Genomic DNA, 20,884 nt, shown 5'->3' on the forward strand with positions numbered 1-20,884 from the left:
ATGTCTGAGAAGTAACTTGAGGGACTTGCAAAGCACGAGTCGTTGTGGGGCAAGGGGCTTAAGCCCCTTGTTTTCGATGATCGATGAGACTCGCAAGGTGGCAGTGATGACTTTTCAGATGTCCCCTAAAATTTCGCGAACTTCGCTGCTGGAATCTGACTTCTCAAATCTGGCTGCTAAAATCTGGCTTCTCAAATCTGGCTGCTAAAAAACGGCTTCCCCCCGATCGCTCAGAGGGAAGCACCTTTGCAGCAAATTTCAGCCGGGTCGCCTAGCGGGAAGCAACGGTTTGCGCCAAGGCCACCCGCATTCGATCGACAGTGCGCGCATTTTCCGCCGGGCTGCCCACAGTAATACGCAATCCGCCTCCTGTGTGACGAATTAGGGTTCCCTGCTGCTTAAGCTGCTGCACCAGATGAGCCATGGCTTCGTCGGTGTTGGCGGCTCCCTTCAGGCGAGCGTAAAGAAAATTCGCTTGGCTATCCCACAGTTCCAGTCCTGGCAGGGCCCGCAACTGCTGGAGCAATCGATCGCGCTCCGTCAAAATTTCTGGGACGATCGCCAACAGGTCTCGGCGGTGGGCCAATGCGGCGAGGGCGGCCGCTTGGGTAAAGCTGGGCAGGTTGTAGGGTAGGCGTACCTTTTCCAAGATGGCGGACAACTCGGGATTGGCGATCGCGTAACCCACCCGATGGGCCGCCAATCGAAACGCCTTCGAGAACGTCCGCAACACCACCCAGTTGGGCCGGGCTTGCAGTTCACCCACCACGGTGCGACGGCTGAATTCAAAATAGGCTTCGTCAATCACCACCAAAATATTGGGCGGCAACCCCCGCAACCAGTTGAGTTCTGCCGTCGTCAGGGCGTTAGCGGTGGGGGAGTTGGGATGCACCATCCACACCACCCGCACGGGCGAGGGGGTCAGTTGCGCTTGGGCAATGACCTGACGCGCGGCATCCAGATCAATTTCAAAGGTTTTGGGCGATCGGCCCACTCGCTCCACCGGAATTCCCAGGGTTTGGGCCAAAATCCCATACATGCCAAAGGTAGGCTGGGCCACCAACACGCGACCACGACCGCCCACGCAGGTGGCAATCAGGATCGATCGAATTAATTCATCCGAGCCATTCCCCACGGAAATTTGCCCAGGGGCGATCGCCTCCGCCGTGCCGTTGGCAATGGCCGAGCAGGCTTCATTCACGTACTGGGCGATCGCCCGCTTCAGATCCGTATGATCGCCTCCCGGGTAACGGTTGGTTTCAATCAGGTTCTGATAGGTTAAGCAGAGTTTTTCTTTCAGCGCTTCCGGCAACTGATAGGGACATTCATTGGTGTCCAGACGATCAATCTCAACGCCCGTGGGTAACTCTCCCCCCGGGTGAGCCTGATAGGCGACAAACTCAACCAAATCTGGACGCAAAAACTCCAACATGGTGCGGGCTACAAATGGCTGTTAGGGAGGTTGACCGGCGTTCCGTCTTAAAACAACGGAATTGGCTGCACAAAAAATCTGAAACAAACCCCAAAAAGTTCAATTTCAACTGCAATTAGACGAGCAACACTGATGCTGATCTGCGGTTGATCTGTGATCTGGCTGGGATCCCCCCCTTGAATCGCGAACTGAATCACAGACGGAACACAAACTTAATCTAGTTCAAGCAAGCCAGTCTAATCAAGCGAGTTTTGTTGAGCTAATTCAGTCGGGCTAATTCACTCAGGCTAGTTCAACCGGACTGATGCAATTCATTGAATGGGTTGATTGGTTTAGTCTCCCATGGCATCAGGTCGAGAAACCACGAATTGAAGCAAAAGTTACCAGCATTGAAACAAGAATTAATTGGCGATTTAACCTAAAAATAGCTTGACCTACAGGTGGCTGGATGGGGTTGCAGGTTCTTCAAAAATAAGCTAGTCCCAAAACCGCAGCGGTCAACATTTTCTCAAGATTTTTGAGGATGCGTTTCGACGATCGCCCTCATCATACCGAGATTCTCCTTACAAAAACACTGGACTCTAGAAAACGCAATCGAAAACCGGTTGGGGCCTCCACTCTGCCCGACCATGGGGAGCGATCGTCGCTGGCCTCGGGGGCGATCGATCCAGCAAGCACATTCAGTGGCCCCATCGGCTCCCTATAGCCCCGTCAGGTTGACCTGAACCGATCGCGCCACTCGATTTGCCTTGGCCCGGGCCTGGTCAATCGACTCAGCCCGCGCCAGGGCCACCCCCATCCGCCGATATTGACGGGTGCTGGGTTTGCCAAACAACCGCACATCCGTGCCCGGCTCCATCAGGGCTTCCGCCAACCCGTCATAGACCACCGACTCTGCGGGATCCGACTGGCGATCGGCCAAAATAGCAGCACTTGCAGCCGGTTCGTAGACCGTAATTTCTGGGATGGGCAACCCCAAAATGGCCCGCAAGTGCAACTCAAACTCATTCAGGTTTTGGGAGACGAGAGTAACCATGCCCGTGTCGTGGGGGCGGGGCGACAGCTCAGAAAAAATGGCAGCGTCAGGCGTGATGAAAAATTCCACCCCAAAAATGCCCGCTCCGCCCAGGGCCTCTGTCACCCGCTGGGCGATCGATTGGGCCTGTTTCAACAGCTCCGGAGCGATCGGGGCCGGTTGCCAGGATTCTTGATAGTCACCGCGTTCTTGACGATGGCCGATCGGGGGGCAAAACAACGTTGGCCCCGCCCACTGCCGAATCGTCAGCAGCGTGATCTCCAGCTCAAAGTGAATAAATTCCTCAACAATCACCTTGGCTTGGTCACCGCGTCCCTGTTCGGTGGCGTATTGCCAAGCGGTGGTTAGCTCCTCGGGCGATCGCACTACGGATTGGCCCTTGCCCGACGAAGACATCACCGGCTTCACCACATTCGGAAAGCCAATCTCCGTCGCCACGGCCTGCAATTCGGCCAAGGTGGCCGCATAGCCATAGCGAGCCGTGCGCACCCCCAACTCGCCCGCCGCCAAGTCCCGGATTCGATCGCGGTTCATGGTGTAGTGGGTGGCGGCGGCCGTCGGAATGACGGTGATTCCGCGTGCTTCAAATTCTGCGAGCTTTTCGGTGCGAATCGCTTCAATTTCCGGAACGATGAAATCTGGGCGATGCTTCGTCACGATCGACTCCAGCGCATCCCCATCCAACATTGAGATGACCTCTGCCTCATCGGCCACCTGCATCGCGGGCGCATTGGCATAGCGATCGACCGCAATCACCTGGTTGCCCAGACGCTTGGCCGCGATCGCAAACTCTTTGCCTAACTCGCCGGAGCCAAGCAGCAAAAAGGTTTTAGGCAAAGTAGAACCGGTGACGGACATGAACTTTCAACACACCATAGCTGAACGATCATCAACGCCGCGGCCCCAGACCAGAGGCCACGTTTTCCCTGAACATTTTTGCCTGAACGCTTTCCTGGATTCGGTCAACGCCATTGAACTGGATTCGGCTCTTTCTGGAGGCGACACTGATTTCAGCGTAACCATCCAATTAAGCACCCATCCCAGTCCCGATCGCCATCCCGATCGCTCCTTAGAAATCGCCCAGGCAACCCAGGGCAAAAGCCCGTTCAGATAACCTTCCTATTATCACGCGGTGGGGGCGATTTCCACAGAGAGCGGGCGACGCAGCGGTTGGTATCTGGCCGAAACAAATCGATCAATCCCCGCCAAATCCCGATGGGCCGTAATCTCCTGATAAGACCCCTTGGCCCACAACAGTTCCATCACCGCCGGAGCCTGCCCAGCCATCACCTCCACCAACCAAACGCCACCCGGTCGGAGATAGGCCGGAGCCGTCTTCACCAAATGACGCAAGCAATCGAGTCCATCGGGCCCACCATCGAGTGCTCCGTGGGGTTCGTGGTCAGCAACTTCTGGCTGCAATGCAGGCACTTCTGCACTCGGAATATAAGGCGGATTGGAAACCATCCCCGCCAGGTGGCCCGCCAAATCTGCCAAGGGTTCAAACCAGTTCCCCTGCGCGAGGTGAATTCGGTGATCCAGTCCTGTGTGCATGGCGTTGAGGTGGGCAATTTCCAGCGCCGCTGTCGATCGATCCACCGCCCAAATTGTTGCCTCCGGCATGGCTTCCGCCAGCGCCAGGGCGATCGCCCCGCTTCCCGTCCCCAAATCCGCCCAAACCCCCCGCCGCAAGAGGGCATTTGTCGCCGTCAGTTCCCAAGCCAAGTCCACAATTAACTCCGTCTCGGGCCGAGGAATCAGCACCCCGGGAGACACCTGTAGCCGAAAATTGCGCCAGCCCACCACCCCAGCCAGGTACTGCACCGGTACGCGATCGACCAATCGCCGTTGCCACAATTGATCCAAGCGTTCTAGGTCGATTCCCGAAGGCAAATCGCCCACCTGGAGCCGCAGCCGCAGCCGATCGACCCCGGCCCATTCGACCAAGAGCCAATCTAGTTCCCCAATGGGCACTTGCTGCTCCGATGCTTGGCGGCGCGCTTGCGCATACCAAGTCCAAAAATCCGCTGTCATGGATCACACCGCTCCGCAATTGCCACAAAGCCCCGAGTGAACAGTGCCCCGCTGCGATCGCTTTGTACCGCTTCATGGCCCTTCTCGCAATGACCGGGCCACAAATTGTGCCCATGGAACCCGCCCAAAAATCAACGGCAACCATCGGCCCGAGCACCCACTCAGGCGATCGGCAATCCATTTCAGGGATGATTTCGGCTAAAACACACCCGCCAAGGCCGAAACACAGCGATCGCCCGCCAGCACAGAACACCTCAGGCGCGGTTGTTAATTCTGAACTGCAACACTCTCCCCAGATCTTGAACCTCAGATCTTTTGATTTTTGCAAGGAATTTCATATCATGGCAAAGTCAGAGATCTTGCAAGGGCAATGCCCAATCCTTAGTCATTATCAGCGGGTGCTGTTAGCCCAAATTCCTGACCGTCACCATCAATTAATAGCTGTTAATAGCTTTCATATGATTCAAGCCTTAAGTTTTTTTTCAGGGTGTATGGGCCTTGATTTAGGTCTCGAAAAAGCGGGTATTGAAGTGTTACTCGCATCAGAAATTGATCCAGCCGCTCGACAAACTATTCAACTAAACCGTCCCCACCTACCCCTATTGGGCGACGTGAGAGATTACACAGCCCCCGAAATTCGATCCCTAGCCAAGCTAAAAGCTAATCAGGATCTTGATTTAGTCGTTGGTGGGCCACCTTGCCAAGCTTTCAGCAGTGCTGGCAAACGGCAGAGCTTTAATGATGATCGCGGCAATGTTTTTTTATTATTTATTGATTTGGTAATTGAATTAAATCCTCGTTTTTTTGTCCTGGAAAACGTCCGAGGATTGCTATCAGCAACTCTACAGCACCGCCCCATGCATCTGCGCGGCAAACAAGCACCACCCCTAAATCCAGAGGAAAAACGCGGTAGTGCCCTAGTGCATATCATTCAAAAAATTAAATCTGCTGGCTATAGTGTTTCATTCAATCTATACAATGCTGCTAATTTTGGCTCTCCTCAACAACGAGAGCGGGTGGTAATTGCTTGCAGTCGTGATGGGCAGAAATTGCCCTATTTAACACCAACCCATTCTGAAACAGGGCTTTATAATTTGCCGCGCTGGCGCACGCTACAGGATGCCTTAGCGGGCTTACCCACCGAAGGTCATGAATTTGTGAAATTCCCTGAAAAGCGCTTGAAATATTATCGCCTGTTAAAAGCCGGACAATATTGGCGAGATTTACCACCAGAATTACACGCGGAGGCCCTTGGCGGTTCCTATCAAGCAGTGGGCGGAAAAACAGGTTTTTATCGCCGTCTGGCCTGGGATAAACCATCGCCCACGATCGTGACTCATCCAGCGATGCCAGCTACCGATTTAGCGCATCCTGAGGAAGATCGTCCCTTAAGTGTTCAAGAATATAAACGCTTACAGGAATTCCCAGATGATTGGACAATTGCCGGTGGATTGCTCGATCGCTATCGCCAAATTGGTAATGCGGTTCCCTGTTCGCTAGGGAAGGCGATCGGTCAAATGTTGCTGGACTATCTCGATGGTCAAACAGAAACCAAATATCCTGACTTTCCCTACTCTCGTTACTCTAAAACCGATGACGTGAGCTGGTGGGCCGACGTGGTTGGCAACTCAGAACAGCCTGAACATGATCATGACAAATCACAGCAGCTTTGCTTAGATATCTTTTGATCTATTGCTCACTTTGAAAAGCGAGATAAGCCACTTCAATATTCAAAATCATGGTTTTTACGCTGTCTTCAACTAGACCATACTCAATCCCAATCTTTGACCAAAACTCCTGACCGCAAGCCCGAGGAATTGTGGGACTAGAAAAGTTCCAAGTCCCTAAACAGAATGCAGCAGCAAATAAGGAAAATTCATGAATAGCTAACTCTTCCTGAGATCTGGGCTTTTGGCTACCGGTTAATGTGCCAGGTGTCGTTTTGAGTTGTGTGAAGATCGGGTTGGTGTGGCCCACCTCAAAAATAATGATGTCTATTCCTGTGATTTTGATCCCAAAGTCTTTTTCTGGGCTGATGGCATAAGGACTGATTTTAGCCAAATCTTCCCATAGTTGACCCATTTTGGTGCTTAAACTGCGAGAAATTGCATTACTAGCAGTAAAGAGTGTTGCACCACAGAGTTCATAGAGATTTCTGGGGTTTTCAGCGGCTTGGCGAGGCGATCGCACTAGGGATGGGATCGAGTCAATAAATTGTTGGGCAAAGGCATGACATTGCTGGGCGATCGCCTCTGATTGGTTTTGGCGATCGAGTACAGAGTTGCCTTGCTGATCGGCTGTAATTTGTTCGCGGCAATAGTCCAGCAATAGCGGCTTGATGGCAGTTGCTCGCTGATAGGCCGTTTGCAAACTCGGCTTGATTTGTAGAGGAACTGTTATTGACTTGGTATAGGCATCAATTAACGCTGCCCGATCGCCCAAGGAGAGTAATCGCAAGTCATCTATTTTCAAATCATTCATAAAGTCCGGCCGAGATGATTAGCAGAGCAGAATCATTCAGCATATTCCAGGGAGGGGCGCACATCGGTGCGCCCGCAATTTCGCCAGCTTTAAAAAGTGCCCGCCAAGGCCGAAACGCAGCGATCGCAGGCCAAGGGATGTGCCTCAATCGTGCCGACCGAAGGCGAATAGTTCCAGCAACGATCGCACTTGTGACCCTCGGCATCCACCACGCCCACGCCCAGCGGCTCCGATTCAAAGCGGTATTTCAAGCCCTGGAGCCGATCGACTCCATCCAGCAATTCCACCTGAGAGGTGATGAACAAATAGCGCAACTCATCGACCCCGTTGGTGTCATCGCCCAGGGAAGAAATCGGGTTGAATTTTGACAGTTGATCGCGCAGGGAATCATCAGCCACATAGAGCAGCAACTTGGCTTCTAGGCTGGCCCCGATCGCCCCGTCCTTGCGGGCTGCTTCCAAGACCTTGTTGGTTTCCATGCGAATTTGGCGCAGGTGCTGCCACTTTTCCGCAAGGGCGGGTTGCGACCAAGCGGGGTTGATCGCCGTCCAACCGGCTTGGAATACCGATAGATGGGATTTGGCGTAGGGAATTGCTTGCCAGATGTCCTCGGCCATGTGGCAGAGCACCGGGGCGATCGCCTTGGCCAGGTTTTCTAGGGCGATCGCCAAGACCGTTTGGCAACTGCGGCGACGGAAGGCGGCCGGCGCGCTGATGTAGAGCCGATCTTTGGCAATATCCAGATAGAAATTCGACAGATCGACCACGCAGAAATTCTGTACCGTTTGGAAGAACTTGAAGAATTGGAAACTGTCGAAGGCTTCCGTAATTTCGCCAAATACTTCCGAGATCCGATGCAGCAAATAGCGATCGAGTTCCGGCAGTTGATCGTAGGGAACCGCGTCCGTTGCCGGGTCGAAATCATGCAGATTGCCTAACAGGAACCGCGCCGTATTGCGGATCTTGCGGTACACATCGGCCATCTGTTTCAGGATCGTTTTCCCGATCGGCACATCGGAGGAATAGTCCACCGACGACACCCACAACCGCAGCACATCTGCGCCGTAGGGCGGGTTTTGTTTTTGATCCTTGCCGCCGTTGATGATTTCCAGCGGGTCGATGATGTTACCCAGGGATTTGCTCATTTTGCGGCCCTGTTCATCGAGCGTAAACCCGTGGGTCAACACCGTTTTATAGGGCGCATGGCCCGAGTTGGCGACGCTGGTGAGCAGGCTGGATTGGAACCAGCCCCGGTGCTGGTCGGAGCCTTCCAGGTAGAGATCCACCGGGTAGCCCAGGCCGCGCTGTTTGGCCACCGCCGCCCAGGAGGAGCCGGAGTCGAACCACACATCCATCGTGTCTGTGCCCTTGGTGTAGGTGCGGCCGTTGCTGCGGTAGGGTTCCGGCAACAGTTCCGCCACGGACAGTTCCCACCAGGCATCGGAGCCGCGCTGGGCGAAAATGTCGCGCACATGGGCGATCGTCTCGGCGTTCATCAGCACCTCGCCGGTTTCCGCATCGAAGAACGCCGGAATCGGCACACCCCAACTGCGCTGCCGGGAAATGCACCAGTCCGATCGCTCGCCCACCATCGACTCAATCCGGTTTTGGCCCGTGGACGGAATCCAGCGCACCTCCCCAATCGCTGCCATGGCCGCATCTCGGAACCCATCCACCGACGCGAACCACTGCTCCGTCGCTCGGAAGATCGTCGGCTTCTTCGTCCGCCAATCGTAGGGATATTTGTGAGCGTAGGGTTCCCGCTTCAGCAGCGATCCCGCCTCGGTTAGAGCATTGATTACCGCATCGTTGGCATCCTTCAGCACGTTCAACCCGGCGAAGGGGCCGGCTTCCTCGGTGAAATTCCCCCGATCGTCCACGGGCGACAGCACGCCTAACCCGTATTTTTGCCCGGTGATGAAGTCCTCTTGACCATGGCCGGGAGCCGTATGTACCAGCCCTGTCCCCGATTCCGTGGTGATGTATTCGCCGCCGATCACCACGGGCGAGGTGCGATCAAATAGCGGATGCTGATATTGGCAATGCTCCAACAGCGCACCCTTGAACGTAGCTCGCACCGTTAGGGCCGTCCCAAAGGTGGCCGCCAGCGACTCCGCCAAATCCTTAGCCACCACCAGATAGCGCGGCAGGCCCGCCAGTTCCCCGGTCGTGTCCACCACTGCGTAATCCAACGCCCCATTCACGGCCACGGCCAAGTTACCGGGAATCGTCCAGGGGGTCGTGGTCCAAATCGCCACGCCCAAGTCCGCCGCGAACTCACCCAGCACCGGTTGAGCCGCCGCGCTCAGTTCCGTCACCCGAAACGCCGCGTAGATCGACTGGGAAATATGCCCCTCGGGATATTCCAACTCCGCTTCCGCCAAGGCCGTTTGGGAACTGGGACTCCAATGCACCGGCTTCAGGCCGCGATAGATGTAGCCCTTGGTGAACATTTCGCCAAAGACTTCCAGTTGCGCCGCCTCGTATTCCGGCTTCAGGGTCAGGTAGGGATTTTCCCAGTCGCCCCACACGCCCAGGCGCATGAATTGGGCTTTTTGGATGTCTACCTGTTCGAGGGCGTAGGCTTTGGCTTTTTGGCGCAGGGCGATCGGGGTGAGGCCGGCGCGTTCGTCTTTGCCCAGGGATTGCAGCACCTTCAGTTCGATCGGCAGGCCGTGGCAGTCCCAACCGGGAACGTAGCGCCCTTTGCGGCCGCGCAGCAGTTGGTAGCGGTTGATGATGTCCTTCAGGGTTTTGTTGAGGGCGTGGCCCATGTGCAGCGACCCGTTGGCGTAGGGTGGGCCGTCGTGCAGGGTGAAGGGTTCGCCGGGGTTGCCCTCTGCCAAGGTTTCGTAAATGTTGGCTTCTGCCCAGAAGGCTTGGATTTCCGGTTCGCGCTTGCTGGCGTTGGCCCGCATGTCGAAGGCGGTCTGGGGCAGGTTAACGGTGTCCTTATATTGGCTTTCGGCCTTGGCAGTTTTGTCGGCAGTCACGGCGGTGTTGCTTGCGTCATCAAGGGGTTGCAGTCCCTAAGATTCTACCGGCTGACGGCCGGGCTGGCCGGGCTGGCGAGGGTGGCGGCAATTCAGGCTCGGTACAATGGTTTGTGAGGTTTTGTTGGCAGGGCGATCGGGGGTGGGGCGATGGATGCAATCAGCTACTCGGCGCTGCGGGCGAATTTGGCGGGCACGATGGATCGGGTTTGTGACGATCGCGAGCCGATCGTTGTGACACGCAAAAACGGGCGATCGGTGGTGATGTTGTCCTTGGAGGATTACGCATCGCTGGCGGAAACAGCTTACCTGTTGAGAAGCCCAGAAAATGCAAAGCGCCTATTGGGAGCAGTTGAGCAGCTTTTGGCAAATGGTGGTGTTGAACAGGACTTGAGTGAGTAAAATTAAGCTATTAGTTTTTTTGCGGTTTAGCTTGCTCTATTCCGGTCATTGATCAACACTTATGCTGAAATCTAAAGCAATCAAGAAATCAATTGATTTCATTGTAGAAAACTTATCTGTATTGGCAACATTAGGAGCAACATCATATGTAGTTTTTCGGCAATCCAATGCTGCAACAAAACTACCAACTGATGATCTCCTGTCTGCGGTAGTTGGGATTCTTGGCTTACTGGCCTTGTCTGAATTTCTTGAACGTTATAATCGCCTAAAGTCAATTGAAAAATACAATCAGAAGATACTCGGTCTTCTAGAAGCCAGAGTAGTAGATCGACCTTCGGCAGATGCATTTTTCCAAAAGCTTCCTGACTTTGAATCATTCACCAAACATTCACAGAGTATTGATTTTTGTGGCGTATCCTTAACATCTACGCTAAATCGGCAACTATCGAACCTGCGTGATTGTATTAAGCGCGGCGGCAAAGTTAGGATATTGATCATTGATCCACAATCTGATGCTCTGCAAATGGCAGATCTTCGTAGTGAAGTTCCAGGAAGTGGTTACTGTGGACGAAAGCTAGATGCTTCGTTCAACGACTTAAATTATTTGTGGAGACAAGGTGCTTTAGAAGCCCAAGCAAATAGACCAGGAAAAATCGAAATACGCTTATTGAACTTTGCGCCATCTTTTGGTATCTATGCATTTGATGTGAGTAAGAATTCAGGTCATATTTTCATTGAAATATATCCTCATATCACCGGTTGGGGGAGTACACCTAGTTTTGAATTAATTCAGGGCAGAGACGCACACTAATACAATTACTTTTCTGATCAGTTTGAAGCTCTTTGGGAGCGCGCAAAAGATTGGCAGCCAACAAATAGCTCCTAGTGCAGTCCTTTGTGAAAACAGGGTACAGTCCCCAGTCCAGTAGGTTGGGTTGAGCCTTGCAAAACCCAACGCAATCAATGCGAACCTTGCTGATGTTGAGTTTTGTGCCTCAACTCAACCTACACATCTACGAGGATATTTTGAATCCCATCCATACAGAAAGGAAAGTTTGACTATGGCGATCGTTATTGGTATTGGCATAATTTTATTGTTGATTATTATTCTAGGTTCTGCCTCTGACAGTAACACTTCATCCAGTAAGCCTTTTGACGATGCAAGCGATAGAATTCCTGTAAGACCCCATCTTCGTAAAGGTAAACCTGTAAGAGGTCATACTAGGAGGAAAAGACGCAAGTAAAACCACCTTCACATCGTTTTTACATCGTTCCCAGGCTCCGCGTAGGAACGATACGGATAAAACATTACTTCGGTTGAAGATTGCCAGTTCCAAAGTTGCAGTAGAAATGCTATCTTGGGAGACTGATTGTACCGCTGAAGAAATTTGCAAGTTAACTAAATAGGTATGACCCTATCAATTCATGAATGAACGTGATCTGACAATAAAAGAAATTCAAGAAGCTGCTGCTCAGCCAACACGAGAACTACAAGAGGTGATTAAAAGTCTCTCATTTTGGTTGGAAAATGTTCATCATCCATCTGAAGGAGGCTATATAGAATATGCAGTTAGATCATATCTACGCAAGCGAATTCCTCGACGTTTTGAAGTTTCTACAGGTTTCATTTCGACTTTACAGAAAAATGTAGTAGAAAATGATCAAAGCCAAATTTCCAGAAGAGTATCTAGACAATTTGATATTCTGATTTGGGATTCTTACACTTTTCCACCACTTTTTCGAGCTGATGACTTCGTAATTTTAGCTCCGGAAGCAGTAAAAGTAATAATTGAAGTAACAAAAAGCTTAGACAGTGACAAGCTTTCTAAAGACTTAGGAAAATTTGATGATCTACTAGATTTTTATTCTGGAGAGCGATTGCTATTTAAACCCTATACAGCAATTTTGGCTTTATCAGGTTCTAAACTTATAAAGTCCTTACAAAATCTAGAGAGATTTTATTTATTCGAATCAAAAATACCAGTTTTATTTCGATACTTAATTCTTGATTCTTTTCTGAGAACACCGTATTTCCGTTTGAATTCTTTCCTTTCACTACCAGGTTTCGTAGATTCAATTTGCATACTAGATCAAGGATTAATGAAAGGTCGATTTGAGAATCTGAAATTCAATCTAAATCAGACTAATGTTGTAAGATACTATGCTTTAAATAATCAAAATAGCACTGAAATTACTTTTGGCTGTTTTGAACGAGATATAATTTTTTATCTTTCCGAATCTGCAGCTCAACTATCTGGATTTAGAGAAGTATCTATTGATATTTATAGAGAACTAATACAATCAAATCTCTTGTTAAGACCTTTTGCTTCAATCATAATTGAAAACTGGGCATCAGAATCAATTATGCCTAGCATAAATGCTTGGGAAAAATTATCAGGAAAATCACTTACAGATTGCCCAGAGAAAGTCGAAAATGTTTCCAGATTTGTTGGCGCTGATTTTTCAATAAATCACTCACACCCAATAATGTATGTTGAAGAGTCTCCCAATTCAGAAGTTTGGGTATTTGAAAAGCATTCAAGCAAAGTTTTTGCGAGTGGTCGTTACAAAAATAGCAACCGCGTCAAAAAATGGCACGTATTCAATATTGATAAAGACTGTGGAATCTCCGAAGAGAAAATTACAGAAATAAATAAATTCGATGAAACCATCGATAACTTCAAGAGGAGTATTTTTTCTTGACTTTCTTGCTTGTACTTTGATTCAATATTGAAAATTTTCAGTGTCAGTTGAATTCCAAAATTAAAAACACTTAAAAGCTTTGCAACTTATTCAGTCTATCACAGTACTATAACTGAGCTTAAGCCTAGTTATCAGACAATGGAGAAGTTGACCCGTCGGTAGATTTCAGTTAGTGGAATCGAGAGTTGCAGATTGCTTAACCAGAGAGCCGCATCGATTTTCCCGTAGCTGGTAAACGTCCAAGCCACCGCATCAGTTTTGCAATAGTGCTCGATGTAGGGTTCCTCAGCACTAATCAACAAATAATCTTGAAAGCTGAAGAGCGATCGATATTTGCGGAATTTTTCGCCCCGATCGTACCGCTCTGTTAAAGGCGACAACACCTCCACAATCAAACTAGGATTCAGGATTTCATCATCGCGATCGCCGTGAAATTCTGGCTCCCCCCGCACCACCATCCCATCTGTATAAGTGCAGCAGCGAGCGTCAGGAATCCAAACCCGCAAATCGCTGTTATATACCTGCCAATCCTTGTCCCGCAGCGCAAAATGCAGAAACGCCACCAGGTTCACCGCAATTTTGCTATGGGCCTCTGATCCGCCCGCCATTGCCACTCGAATTCCATCGTGATATTCATGCCGCTGATCGGCGATCGCTTCCTGTTGCCAATAATCAGCCAATGACAGGCGATCGCCCTGCGATGGTGGAAAGCTCGGAGCGGATGGGCTTGACGCAACCATAGCGAAACCCGAGGGAAACGGGAACTTTAGGTTAATGCTTAGTTTAGCAAGGCGATCGAGAGGCCGCCGGTCGGCATTATTGATTGCCGAGATTGCGCAGAATTTGAGTTGTGATTGCCAATTCCTCCAGGGAAGTTAGGGGCGAAAAAAGTCGCGAGAGATCGTAACAACGACGCGGTTGCTGTTGCAATTTCACGAAAAACATTTCATCCCCATTGGTGACAAAACCAAAACTGGGGCGATCGGGATCAGGATTCGCTGCCAAATAAGCCAATGATTGGGGCAAAGCTGTCCACACCGAAAGAGCCGTTTTTTTGGACTCAATCACCACAATCCAAAGACGATCGCGCAAGACCAACACATCCAAACGACCTTGCAGGGTTTCATCCCCATCCCCGATCGCCAATTCCACCGAGGGTTCCGCACAAATTTGAAACGGTGGATCGTAAAAACCCGCGATCGCCAACAGGGGCAAAGTGAGCAACAAATTCACCGTTTCTTCCAAAAGTTGCCCAGCCGATCGCTGATAGAGATATCGTCGTCGCAATTGCGCCAAGGCCGCGCGATCGCCCTCCAACAACGGCGGTAAACGATCGCGCCATTCCGTGAAGAAATCGCCGCCCTCTTCCCAACGCGCCAGCGCCAGGGTTTGTTCTGCAACCGCCAGACTTGTGATGGCATCAGTAGCCGCGATCGGCATGAAATCAACCGTTAGGAATTGTTAGTGTGGCAGCGTCGTTCTGATAACCAAAGCCGATCGCCCAGATGTGGTTGAATTTCACGGGCGATCGCCGGATGAATTGTCCCAATTACTAACCGTTAGGAGTTGACTGGGAGTAAATTAGTATCCTAAAACGGCCTGAATTTTTTGCTTCAGCGTCTCGGCATTAAAGGGCTTGACAATGTAGTTGCTCACACCGGCTTCCTTGGCAGCAATCACATTCTCCGTTTTGGATTCTGCCGTCACCATGATGAAAGGTGTGGCATTTAGCTTGCTATCAGCTCGCACTTCTTTCAACAGTTGCAGCCCTGTCATTGGCTCCATGCTCCAATCCGCAATAATCAGCCCAAACTTGCTCTCTCGCAACTTCTGAAGGGCGCTAACACCATCACCTGCTTCTTCAATATCGTAATAACCAATCTGCTTCAGCAAATTCTTGATGATTCGACGCATGGTGGCGTAGTCATCAACGACTAGAACTTTCATCTTCTGTTGCTCCTAGGGGTGAAGAGATGGTGAGTCATCAGGTCTATGCTTGGGCGGCTTGGGCGAAAAATGCAGCGCTTGGCAAATTTGACTGTGATGACCACGACAATGAGTGAATCTTAATAGATTGGATTGGTTAATGAGGCTAAAAACATCGAGACTCAAAATTAGTTTATGGTTTTTAATTTTTTAGATTTCAATTTTTTAGATTTCAATCTTTTGGCTGAATTGTTTCTGAATTTGCCACTTCCGGATTGACTAAATTAACTGGTTCAATGCCCTTGGTTTCGATCGCCACAGAGGCGATCGACTGGTCGCCCGATCGCTGGTATTTAGCCCAGAGGGGATGGGGCCGGCCGGCCATTGCATCGGAGTCGATCGCGCCGGGGCCCAGGGCCGCCCGCCAAGACCAGGTTTCCGGCAAGGGGTCATAGCCTCCCGGTTGGAAGGGATGGCAGCGCAGGATGCGGGCCAAAGCTAACCAGCCCCCGCGCCCCAGGCCAAACCGCTGAATCGCCCCGATCGCGTAGTGGGAGCAGGTGGGGTAATAGCGACAGTTGGGGCCCAACAGGGGCGATAACAGGACTTGGTAAAGACGCACCAGCCCGATCGCCAGTCGGCCAGGGAGCGATCGCAACAGGGAAATATGGTTGGTAAAACCTGTTTGGTAAAACCCGTTTGGTAGCTGTTTAGGCTTTTGAGATATCCTCTCAGGCATCTTTTTTAGAAGGCTTGAATCCATTCTTTGATTTCGTATTCTGTCCAAATACCGTTTTCCCAATAGGGATCGGCTTCGATGAGCTGACGAACGGTTTCTTCGCTGTCTGCTTCATAGATGCCAAATACTTTGCTGTTGTCTTTGGTGGGGCCCAGGGTGATCAAAATGCCTTCTGCTTTTTGTTGGGCTAAGCCGTCTAGGTGCGCTTGTCGATAGGGGGTGCGTTTTTCGAGGGCATCTTCACAGTAGCTGCCAAACAAAATGTATTTAGCCATGGTTCAAGAGTTGCGACAAATTAGGGATTTTGGGGCTGCCTATTGCATGGAAAAGCCAAAGCAAGCATGAAAGCGGTGGCTGAACGTGGCTCCTTTCAGCCACCGCCTTCAGGCAACTTAGGAAGTGGATTTGGGATGCCAAACCCCATGGAATCCGAGGTTGATCGGATGGGGGAAGGCTAGGCGGGCGATCGGGGCATCATCCAGTCGATCGCTTTGCCAGATTTGCAGGTCGCTGCAATCCCGGTTGCCATCATAGACCACGCTCAGGATCCAACCCGATCGCCCATCGCCGGCCGGGTCGGCCACAAACAACGGCTCCGAAGGATAGCACCCCGGTTCTAGGTTGGCATAGGTGATGCGATCGGTCTGGGCATCGTGGCGGGCGATCGCGCCGAATTGTTCCTGTTTGAAAGCTGCGGGGCGATCGAGGTCGGGCCGATGGGTCGAAAAGTAGCTGTAGCGGTTGGGGGAGCCAACTTCGCTGGGGGCCACGGTCGGAAAGTCTGAATGGCGATCGAACAGGATCCGTTGATCCAGCAATTGCCGCCGCTGGAGATCGAACCGTAATTCCACGTATTGGGATGTTGCAAGGGTGGTGATTTTGCCGCTGGCCACTTCCTTCAAGTGTTGGTTGGTGGCAAAGTCCGGGTAACGCGCCATGGTCAGGCTGACGGAGCGATCGGGGTTTTGCCAACCGTTGCCAAAGTGCCACTGAAACCAAGGTTCCGCCTCAATGGTGGCGGTGAGGGTCAGGGTTTCGCGATCGACGAACCAAACTTGCGTGGGCCGATCGCCCTGCCACTTCATCGCGTCACTGAAACATTTGAAGTTCAACAGCGCTGGCAGCAGCTCCAAACTCAAGGGCGGAATGCAAAAGACCAGATAGGGCCCCGCCAGAACGCAATCATGGATTAAGGACAGGGATGGCAGGGGCAGTTGGCGTTGGGCCAGGAGGCGACCGGCGCGATCAAACCGCAGCAAGTTCAGCTTGGGACGGGGGCCCGGCAACGCTCCGAAGTTATAAATTTCGCCCGTGGCTGGATCCACCTTGGGGTGAGCGGAGAAGGCCTGACCCGGCTTCAGCACCCCACCCAGGGAATCGGGGCCGATCGTGGTCAAGTTGTCTAAATCCAGCGCATGGGGCCAACCCCCTTCCCACAGGGCCAGGAGCCGATCGCCCCAGGGCAAAACGGAAGTATTGGCCGCATTTTTGAGATCGCGCCCCACCCGTTGCCACCAAGGTTTTGGAGCCAGTTGCCCGTAATTGGCAAACAACCATCGATCGGCCGCTTCTTCCTGTTCGTAGGCCGCCGTTTGCACCATCCGATAGGTGGCTTGGGCCTGGGGTGGGCCTTGGGGTTGATCGGGCGATCGGCCAAAATGCACCGCCAACACCGCCCCATCCCCATCAAACCAATGGCCCGTGGGCTGTCCCGATCGAACCATCCGGCCCGGCCCGTTGCGGTAAAGCGTGCCTTGCAAATTCTCGGGAATTGCCCCAGCGGTCACTGTCAAGGGAGTGAGCGGAAATTCGATCGCTGGTCGCCGCACGGCCGGCAACCATTGAGGATCGCGACTCGTCTGAGCTTGCTCTGTTGCTAAAACCATTAATTTCGCAATCTCCTGACGAATGATGGCCTGTGTTTTGCGGTTCAGCGCTGTTTTAGTAGCGTGGCTGCCTTAATTTGCTGGGTCAAATTACATGGCTGTTACCGTCACCTGATCGTTAAGCAGCAAGATGCTCAAGCCCCTTGTTACCACGACTGGCTCCGCAACTTTGACCCAATGTATTCAGCCTGTTGTATTCAGCCTGTTGTATTCAGCCTGTCATGCTACTAGCATCAATCTGGGATCAGAATCTGGGATCAGAATCTGGAATGAATCTAAGAAGTGATCGACGGACGTTCCTAGGAAGCCGTTGCGCGATCGTTTTCCACTTCCACAGGCGGCACGTTGGGCAATGTGCAGCAATTGACCTGATCTAGGCAAACCTTGCCCCACTGCAACGCCCAACGCACCAAAGCCACCCGATTTTCGGTTCTGGTTTTGGTCAAGATATTACTGATGTGGTTATCAACCGTTCGCTTGCTGATCTCTAACTGCTCCGCAATGTCTTGGTTGGTTAAACCAGCAGCCACTAGCTCAACAATTTGCAGTTCGCGATCGGACAGGGAGATCCAGTTATCCATGGGACGGTAAGACTTTCCGTTTGTTGAATCCGTATATTTACTTATTTTCCCCCAGTTGCTTGCGGCCTGGGGAAGCGGCAACCGGGCCAAGCGCCCCGTTGCTTCAGCAACTCAGATCCCTATGAGTGTACTTGACGATTCTTAACATGCCTATGGGGCACGGGCCGATCGATCTCAGCGGCCCTAAATCCAACCCCGCAACCAGTAAGCCACCATCCCCACGTATTCTTTAATGGCCCGAGTGGTGGCCCGCAAATTATCCGCATCGGGCAAAAAATTCAACGCAATTCCCTCTGGAGAACTGCGCCGCTCGCGCTCATCTTGATCACTAAAAAGAAAATCCGTGGGAGCCGCGATCGCCTCAATTCCCAACTTGCGGAAAATGGCGATCGATCGCGGCATGTGCATCGCTGAAGTCACCAATAACACCCGCCGCAACCGTTCCCGCTCCAGAATTTTCTTCACCTCTTCGGCATTTTGGCGCGTGTTCAAGGAGTTGGGATCCTGCAACATGTCCTCGCTCGGAACTCCCATCACCCCCGCCAACTCTGCCATGGCCGCCGACTCTGGCTGACCGCCTCCGCCCCGCCAAGCAATTCGACCGCCACTAAAAATCAGCTTCGGAGCCTTGCGATCGCGATAGAGCTTCACCGCATAGAGGGTGCGATCGCCCTCATCGGCCAGATCAATCCAGGGACGAGGTGGCTCCGTGGACTTAATGCCCCCACCCAAAACCACGATCGCATCGGCCCGGGGCAGGTCACCGGAGCCGCCCGTTTGTTGCTGAAGCACCAGGGCCCGCGACTCCAGTGATCGGGTCAGGGCCACCGCCACCCACCCATTCGCCGCCGTCCACAAAATCACCAGTGCCAAGGCCACCGCCCAAGCCGCCCAACGCCCGCGCCGCATTGACAGCAACGCCAACGCCGCCACCATTAGAGCGCAACTTAGCCCCAAGGGATAAAAAAATAGCGGCAACAGCTTCGATAAAAACAAAAACATGAGCAGCGATGGCAAGGGCAAAAACGAGGACGAAAACATAGTTCATCATTCATAATCGGCCTTTGATTGTCAATCACTGCTTCGGTTTCTAAGTCAAAAATAGATGAAAAAAATAATAGATTGTCTTTAAAAGATGGCATAAAATTTAAAATAATTCTTGAAAAGAAATTCACTTCAATGATTATTTCAATAATTATTGAAGTGAATTAAATTTTGATATTCAATGAAATTTAAAATTCAGATTAAATTCTTGATTATTTACAAGCAAAAATTGTCAAAAATATTTAGAAAATCATTAATTAATTCATGCAAAAAGCAAGCAAAAAGCATTAAAAATCAATGAACTTATCCATGGCCGCATGAATCGAAATACTTAATACAGGCTTAACCATTCATTGAATAAAAATTAAATAGAAATCAAGCCAGTAACTTCAGTAAAATTCAAGCTATAATCATTGCCGATTATTTTCGATCAATCGCTTTTGATTGATTTTAATCGCGCTCAGAGTAATTAAGATTACCCTTTTAATCGGTTTTCAGAATTAGTCTGCTGAATTGGCTCAATGAATTGAAATGGGATCCTATGCAAACATCGATGACCTTGCCGGAACCAATAACCTTTGAAGCGGCGATCGAGCTAACGCAAGAATGGCTTGATCGCTGGGCTACTGGATCCTGGACAACAGCAGAATTCGCAACGGCGGCAGCTCAGTTAGTCACCCATATCGCCGGGGCCCGTGGATTTTTTGTGGTCTATTTGACCGATGAGCGATCGATTGTGGATCCTGCGCCGGAAGCCCTTGTGGTTACCCTTGCTCAATCGCCAGACCAAGTGTTGGAACTTTTGGTGAAAAACCTGGCCATGGCGGCGGCCATGGTGGTGATTCACGAGCGATCGGGCGATGGGGCCATGGCTGATCAATCTCGCCGCACCAGTCGTCGATCGGGCAACCTACTTCAGCAACTGGATCGTTATTTCGCCGCCCATCCAGCCCTCCTGGCGAAAGCCACTAGCCCTTCCGTCACAGAACTGCTGCACCAACTCCGAACCGCAGCCACCGAGCAAACCGGGCCCTTCGCCGACTTCCTGGAACGATGGGGCTATGACGATTTGCAGCGGCGGGCGATCGTTCGGGCGATCGAGCATGTGGGTGTGCAACCGGGCCGCTAAGGCAATGGCCAAACATTTCCCATCGAAAATCAGCCAAGCCACTCAACCGGCGGGGAAATTCATCCCCGATCGTTGCACTCATTTGGGGTCTGGGGGTGATCCGTCCCGATCGCAAAAATCCTCAACCCTGCGGGAGAAACCCATTGAAGCAAGGGGCTTCAACCCCTTGTCTTCATTAATTGTAAGTTCTATTACCAATACTGATACCAACACTAAGATTTTGAAATTAGGCTTGAAGTTAGGTTTGGAATTAGGTTTGGAATGATTGTGTCCGTTGTTACTGGGTTTGCCTTATTTACGCTGGCTTGGAACCTTCGATGCAATTCCGTAAATTCGTTTACTCTTTGGGTGCTTTTTTTAACTCAATACTTAGAGCTAATTTATAAAGAGAAGCTAAAGCCGACTTGGCAGCTCTAAATCCGGTTTTAGGCTAGACCTACCCGAAGCATCACCCAGCTCATGAGTCGTCTCCCGGTCATTGCCAATCCTACCCGCAAA

18 protein-coding genes and 1 pseudogene are annotated in these 20,884 nt (G+C 51.4%); 6 read left to right on the forward strand and 13 right to left on the reverse strand.

Translation table 11 applies throughout. The annotated features are described in order from the left end of the window. Positions 1 to 271 precede the first annotated feature (271 nt). Together VPK24_RS14605 and purT are read right to left on the reverse strand one after the other, a co-directional pair. On the reverse strand, positions 272 to 1,432 hold the full coding sequence (locus tag VPK24_RS14605) for a histidinol-phosphate transaminase (protein WP_099534619.1): 1,161 nt from the start codon (positions 1,430 to 1,432) through the stop codon (positions 272 to 274). Positions 1,433 to 2,132: 700 nt separating this feature from the next. Continuing rightward, entirely contained in the window at positions 2,133 to 3,326 is a 1,194-nt protein-coding gene (gene purT / locus VPK24_RS14610; protein ID WP_393014439.1) for a formate-dependent phosphoribosylglycinamide formyltransferase, read from the reverse strand. Between purT and VPK24_RS14615 the strand changes: the two genes are divergently transcribed. Continuing rightward, a complete protein-coding gene (locus tag VPK24_RS14615; protein WP_393014441.1) occupies positions 3,316 to 3,582 on the forward strand; it encodes a hypothetical protein in 267 nt (88 codons plus the stop codon). The genes purT and VPK24_RS14615 overlap by 11 nt on opposite strands. An 11-nt stretch (positions 3,583 to 3,593) precedes the next feature. Here the strand turns inward: VPK24_RS14615 and prmC are convergent, their stop codons facing one another. Then, positions 3,594 to 4,502 (reverse strand): peptide chain release factor N(5)-glutamine methyltransferase, encoded by a 909-nt coding sequence (gene prmC / locus VPK24_RS14620; protein WP_393014442.1) that lies wholly within the window; start codon positions 4,500 to 4,502, stop codon positions 3,594 to 3,596. Positions 4,503 to 4,576: 74 nt separating this feature from the next. Here prmC and VPK24_RS14625 point away from each other — a divergent pair, with 74 nt between their 5' ends. Beyond that, positions 4,577 to 6,190, forward strand: coding sequence for a DNA cytosine methyltransferase (locus VPK24_RS14625; RefSeq protein WP_393014444.1), 1,614 nt, complete (start codon positions 4,577 to 4,579; stop codon positions 6,188 to 6,190). A 1-nt stretch (position 6,191) separates the two neighbouring features. Here the strand turns inward: VPK24_RS14625 and VPK24_RS14630 are convergent, their stop codons facing one another. Together VPK24_RS14630 and ileS are read right to left on the reverse strand one after the other, a co-directional pair. Continuing rightward, on the reverse strand, positions 6,192 to 6,983 hold the full coding sequence (locus VPK24_RS14630; protein WP_393014446.1) for a hypothetical protein: 792 nt from the start codon (positions 6,981 to 6,983) through the stop codon (positions 6,192 to 6,194). 89 nt (positions 6,984 to 7,072) lie between these two features. Next, complete coding sequence (gene ileS / locus VPK24_RS14635; RefSeq protein ID WP_393014464.1) at positions 7,073 to 9,901, reverse strand: isoleucine--tRNA ligase; 2,829 nt, start codon at positions 9,899 to 9,901, stop codon at positions 7,073 to 7,075. Between the two features lie 225 nt (positions 9,902 to 10,126). Here ileS and VPK24_RS14640 point away from each other — a divergent pair, with 225 nt between their 5' ends. From VPK24_RS14640 to VPK24_RS14650, 3 genes are all read left to right on the forward strand, one after another. Continuing rightward, positions 10,127 to 10,378 carry a type II toxin-antitoxin system Phd/YefM family antitoxin gene (locus VPK24_RS14640; protein WP_393014448.1) on the forward strand — a complete coding sequence of 84 codons (252 nt, stop codon included), beginning with the start codon at positions 10,127 to 10,129 and terminating at the stop codon, positions 10,376 to 10,378. 61 nt (positions 10,379 to 10,439) lie between these two features. Then, positions 10,440 to 11,189, forward strand: coding sequence for a hypothetical protein (locus VPK24_RS14645; RefSeq protein WP_393014450.1), 750 nt, complete (start codon positions 10,440 to 10,442; stop codon positions 11,187 to 11,189). A 614-nt stretch (positions 11,190 to 11,803) separates the two neighbouring features. After that, entirely contained in the window at positions 11,804 to 13,081 is a 1,278-nt protein-coding gene (locus VPK24_RS14650) for a DUF6602 domain-containing protein (RefSeq protein WP_393014451.1), read from the forward strand. A gap of 131 nt (positions 13,082 to 13,212) precedes the next feature. Here the strand turns inward: VPK24_RS14650 and VPK24_RS14655 are convergent, their stop codons facing one another. From VPK24_RS14655 to VPK24_RS14690, 8 genes and pseudogenes are all read right to left on the reverse strand, one after another. After that, positions 13,213 to 13,821, reverse strand: a complete 609-nt coding sequence (locus VPK24_RS14655; RefSeq protein WP_393014453.1) for a Uma2 family endonuclease — start codon at positions 13,819 to 13,821, stop codon at positions 13,213 to 13,215. A gap of 76 nt (positions 13,822 to 13,897) precedes the next feature. After that, positions 13,898 to 14,521: a type I restriction endonuclease gene (locus tag VPK24_RS14660; RefSeq protein ID WP_393014455.1), complete on the reverse strand. Its 624-nt coding sequence runs from the start codon at positions 14,519 to 14,521 to the stop codon at positions 13,898 to 13,900. Between the two features lie 141 nt (positions 14,522 to 14,662). Beyond that, a complete protein-coding gene (locus tag VPK24_RS14665) occupies positions 14,663 to 15,028 on the reverse strand; it encodes a chemotaxis response regulator CheY (RefSeq protein ID WP_393014456.1) in 366 nt (121 codons plus the stop codon). Positions 15,029 to 15,446: 418 nt separating this feature from the next. Next, positions 15,447 to 15,668 (reverse strand): annotated as a pseudogene (gene yidD / locus VPK24_RS14670) (membrane protein insertion efficiency factor YidD); the annotation flags it as partial. Between the two features lie 83 nt (positions 15,669 to 15,751). Further along, on the reverse strand, positions 15,752 to 16,021 hold the full coding sequence (locus VPK24_RS14675; RefSeq protein ID WP_393014458.1) for a YciI family protein: 270 nt from the start codon (positions 16,019 to 16,021) through the stop codon (positions 15,752 to 15,754). Between the two features lie 117 nt (positions 16,022 to 16,138). Continuing rightward, complete coding sequence (locus tag VPK24_RS14680; protein ID WP_393014460.1) at positions 16,139 to 17,632, reverse strand: carotenoid oxygenase family protein; 1,494 nt, start codon at positions 17,630 to 17,632, stop codon at positions 16,139 to 16,141. A 299-nt stretch (positions 17,633 to 17,931) separates the two neighbouring features. After that, a complete protein-coding gene (gene pedR / locus VPK24_RS14685; protein ID WP_099534603.1) occupies positions 17,932 to 18,213 on the reverse strand; it encodes a photosynthetic electron transport-dependent transcriptional regulator PedR in 282 nt (93 codons plus the stop codon). A gap of 183 nt (positions 18,214 to 18,396) precedes the next feature. Beyond that, positions 18,397 to 19,215 (reverse strand): YdcF family protein, encoded by an 819-nt coding sequence (locus tag VPK24_RS14690; RefSeq protein ID WP_190529570.1) that lies wholly within the window; start codon positions 19,213 to 19,215, stop codon positions 18,397 to 18,399. 583 nt (positions 19,216 to 19,798) lie between these two features. Here VPK24_RS14690 and VPK24_RS14695 point away from each other — a divergent pair. After that, positions 19,799 to 20,386, forward strand: a complete 588-nt coding sequence (locus VPK24_RS14695; RefSeq protein ID WP_393014462.1) for a hypothetical protein — start codon at positions 19,799 to 19,801, stop codon at positions 20,384 to 20,386. Positions 20,387 to 20,884: the final 498 nt, after the last annotated feature.

It is taken from the genome of Limnothrix redekei LRLZ20PSL1, from assembly GCF_043235035.1.
Classification (GTDB): domain Bacteria; phylum Cyanobacteriota; class Cyanobacteriia; order CACIAM-69d; family CACIAM-69d; genus CACIAM-69d.

Excerpts from the sequence above, each read along its gene's own strand:
- prmC (WP_393014442.1), bottom strand. The coding sequence starts at position 4,502 with ATGACAGCGGATTTTTGGACTTGGTATGCGCAAGCGCGCCGCCAAGCA.
- VPK24_RS14640 (WP_393014448.1), top strand. The coding sequence starts at position 10,127 with ATGGATGCAATCAGCTACTCGGCGCTGCGGGCGAATTTGGCGGGCACG.
- VPK24_RS14665 (WP_393014456.1), bottom strand. The coding sequence starts at position 15,028 with ATGAAAGTTCTAGTCGTTGATGACTACGCCACCATGCGTCGAATCATC.
- VPK24_RS14690 (WP_190529570.1), bottom strand. The coding sequence starts at position 19,215 with ATGTTTTTGTTTTTATCGAAGCTGTTGCCGCTATTTTTTTATCCCTTG.
- VPK24_RS14605 (WP_099534619.1), bottom strand. The coding sequence starts at position 1,432 with ATGTTGGAGTTTTTGCGTCCAGATTTGGTTGAGTTTGTCGCCTATCAG.
- VPK24_RS14650 (WP_393014451.1), top strand. The coding sequence starts at position 11,804 with ATGAATGAACGTGATCTGACAATAAAAGAAATTCAAGAAGCTGCTGCT.
- VPK24_RS14680 (WP_393014460.1), bottom strand. The coding sequence starts at position 17,632 with ATGGTTTTAGCAACAGAGCAAGCTCAGACGAGTCGCGATCCTCAATGG.
- VPK24_RS14695 (WP_393014462.1), top strand. The coding sequence starts at position 19,799 with ATGCAAACATCGATGACCTTGCCGGAACCAATAACCTTTGAAGCGGCG.
- VPK24_RS14675 (WP_393014458.1), bottom strand. The coding sequence starts at position 16,021 with ATGGCTAAATACATTTTGTTTGGCAGCTACTGTGAAGATGCCCTCGAA.
- VPK24_RS14655 (WP_393014453.1), bottom strand. The coding sequence starts at position 13,821 with ATGGTTGCGTCAAGCCCATCCGCTCCGAGCTTTCCACCATCGCAGGGC.
- pedR (WP_099534603.1), bottom strand. The coding sequence starts at position 18,213 with ATGGATAACTGGATCTCCCTGTCCGATCGCGAACTGCAAATTGTTGAG.
- VPK24_RS14625 (WP_393014444.1), top strand. The coding sequence starts at position 4,577 with ATGGCCCTTCTCGCAATGACCGGGCCACAAATTGTGCCCATGGAACCC.
- purT (WP_393014439.1), bottom strand. The coding sequence starts at position 3,326 with ATGTCCGTCACCGGTTCTACTTTGCCTAAAACCTTTTTGCTGCTTGGC.
- VPK24_RS14630 (WP_393014446.1), bottom strand. The coding sequence starts at position 6,983 with ATGAATGATTTGAAAATAGATGACTTGCGATTACTCTCCTTGGGCGAT.
- ileS (WP_393014464.1), bottom strand. The coding sequence starts at position 9,901 with ATGCGGGCCAACGCCAGCAAGCGCGAACCGGAAATCCAAGCCTTCTGG.
- VPK24_RS14660 (WP_393014455.1), bottom strand. The coding sequence starts at position 14,521 with ATGCCGATCGCGGCTACTGATGCCATCACAAGTCTGGCGGTTGCAGAA.
- VPK24_RS14645 (WP_393014450.1), top strand. The coding sequence starts at position 10,440 with ATGCTGAAATCTAAAGCAATCAAGAAATCAATTGATTTCATTGTAGAA.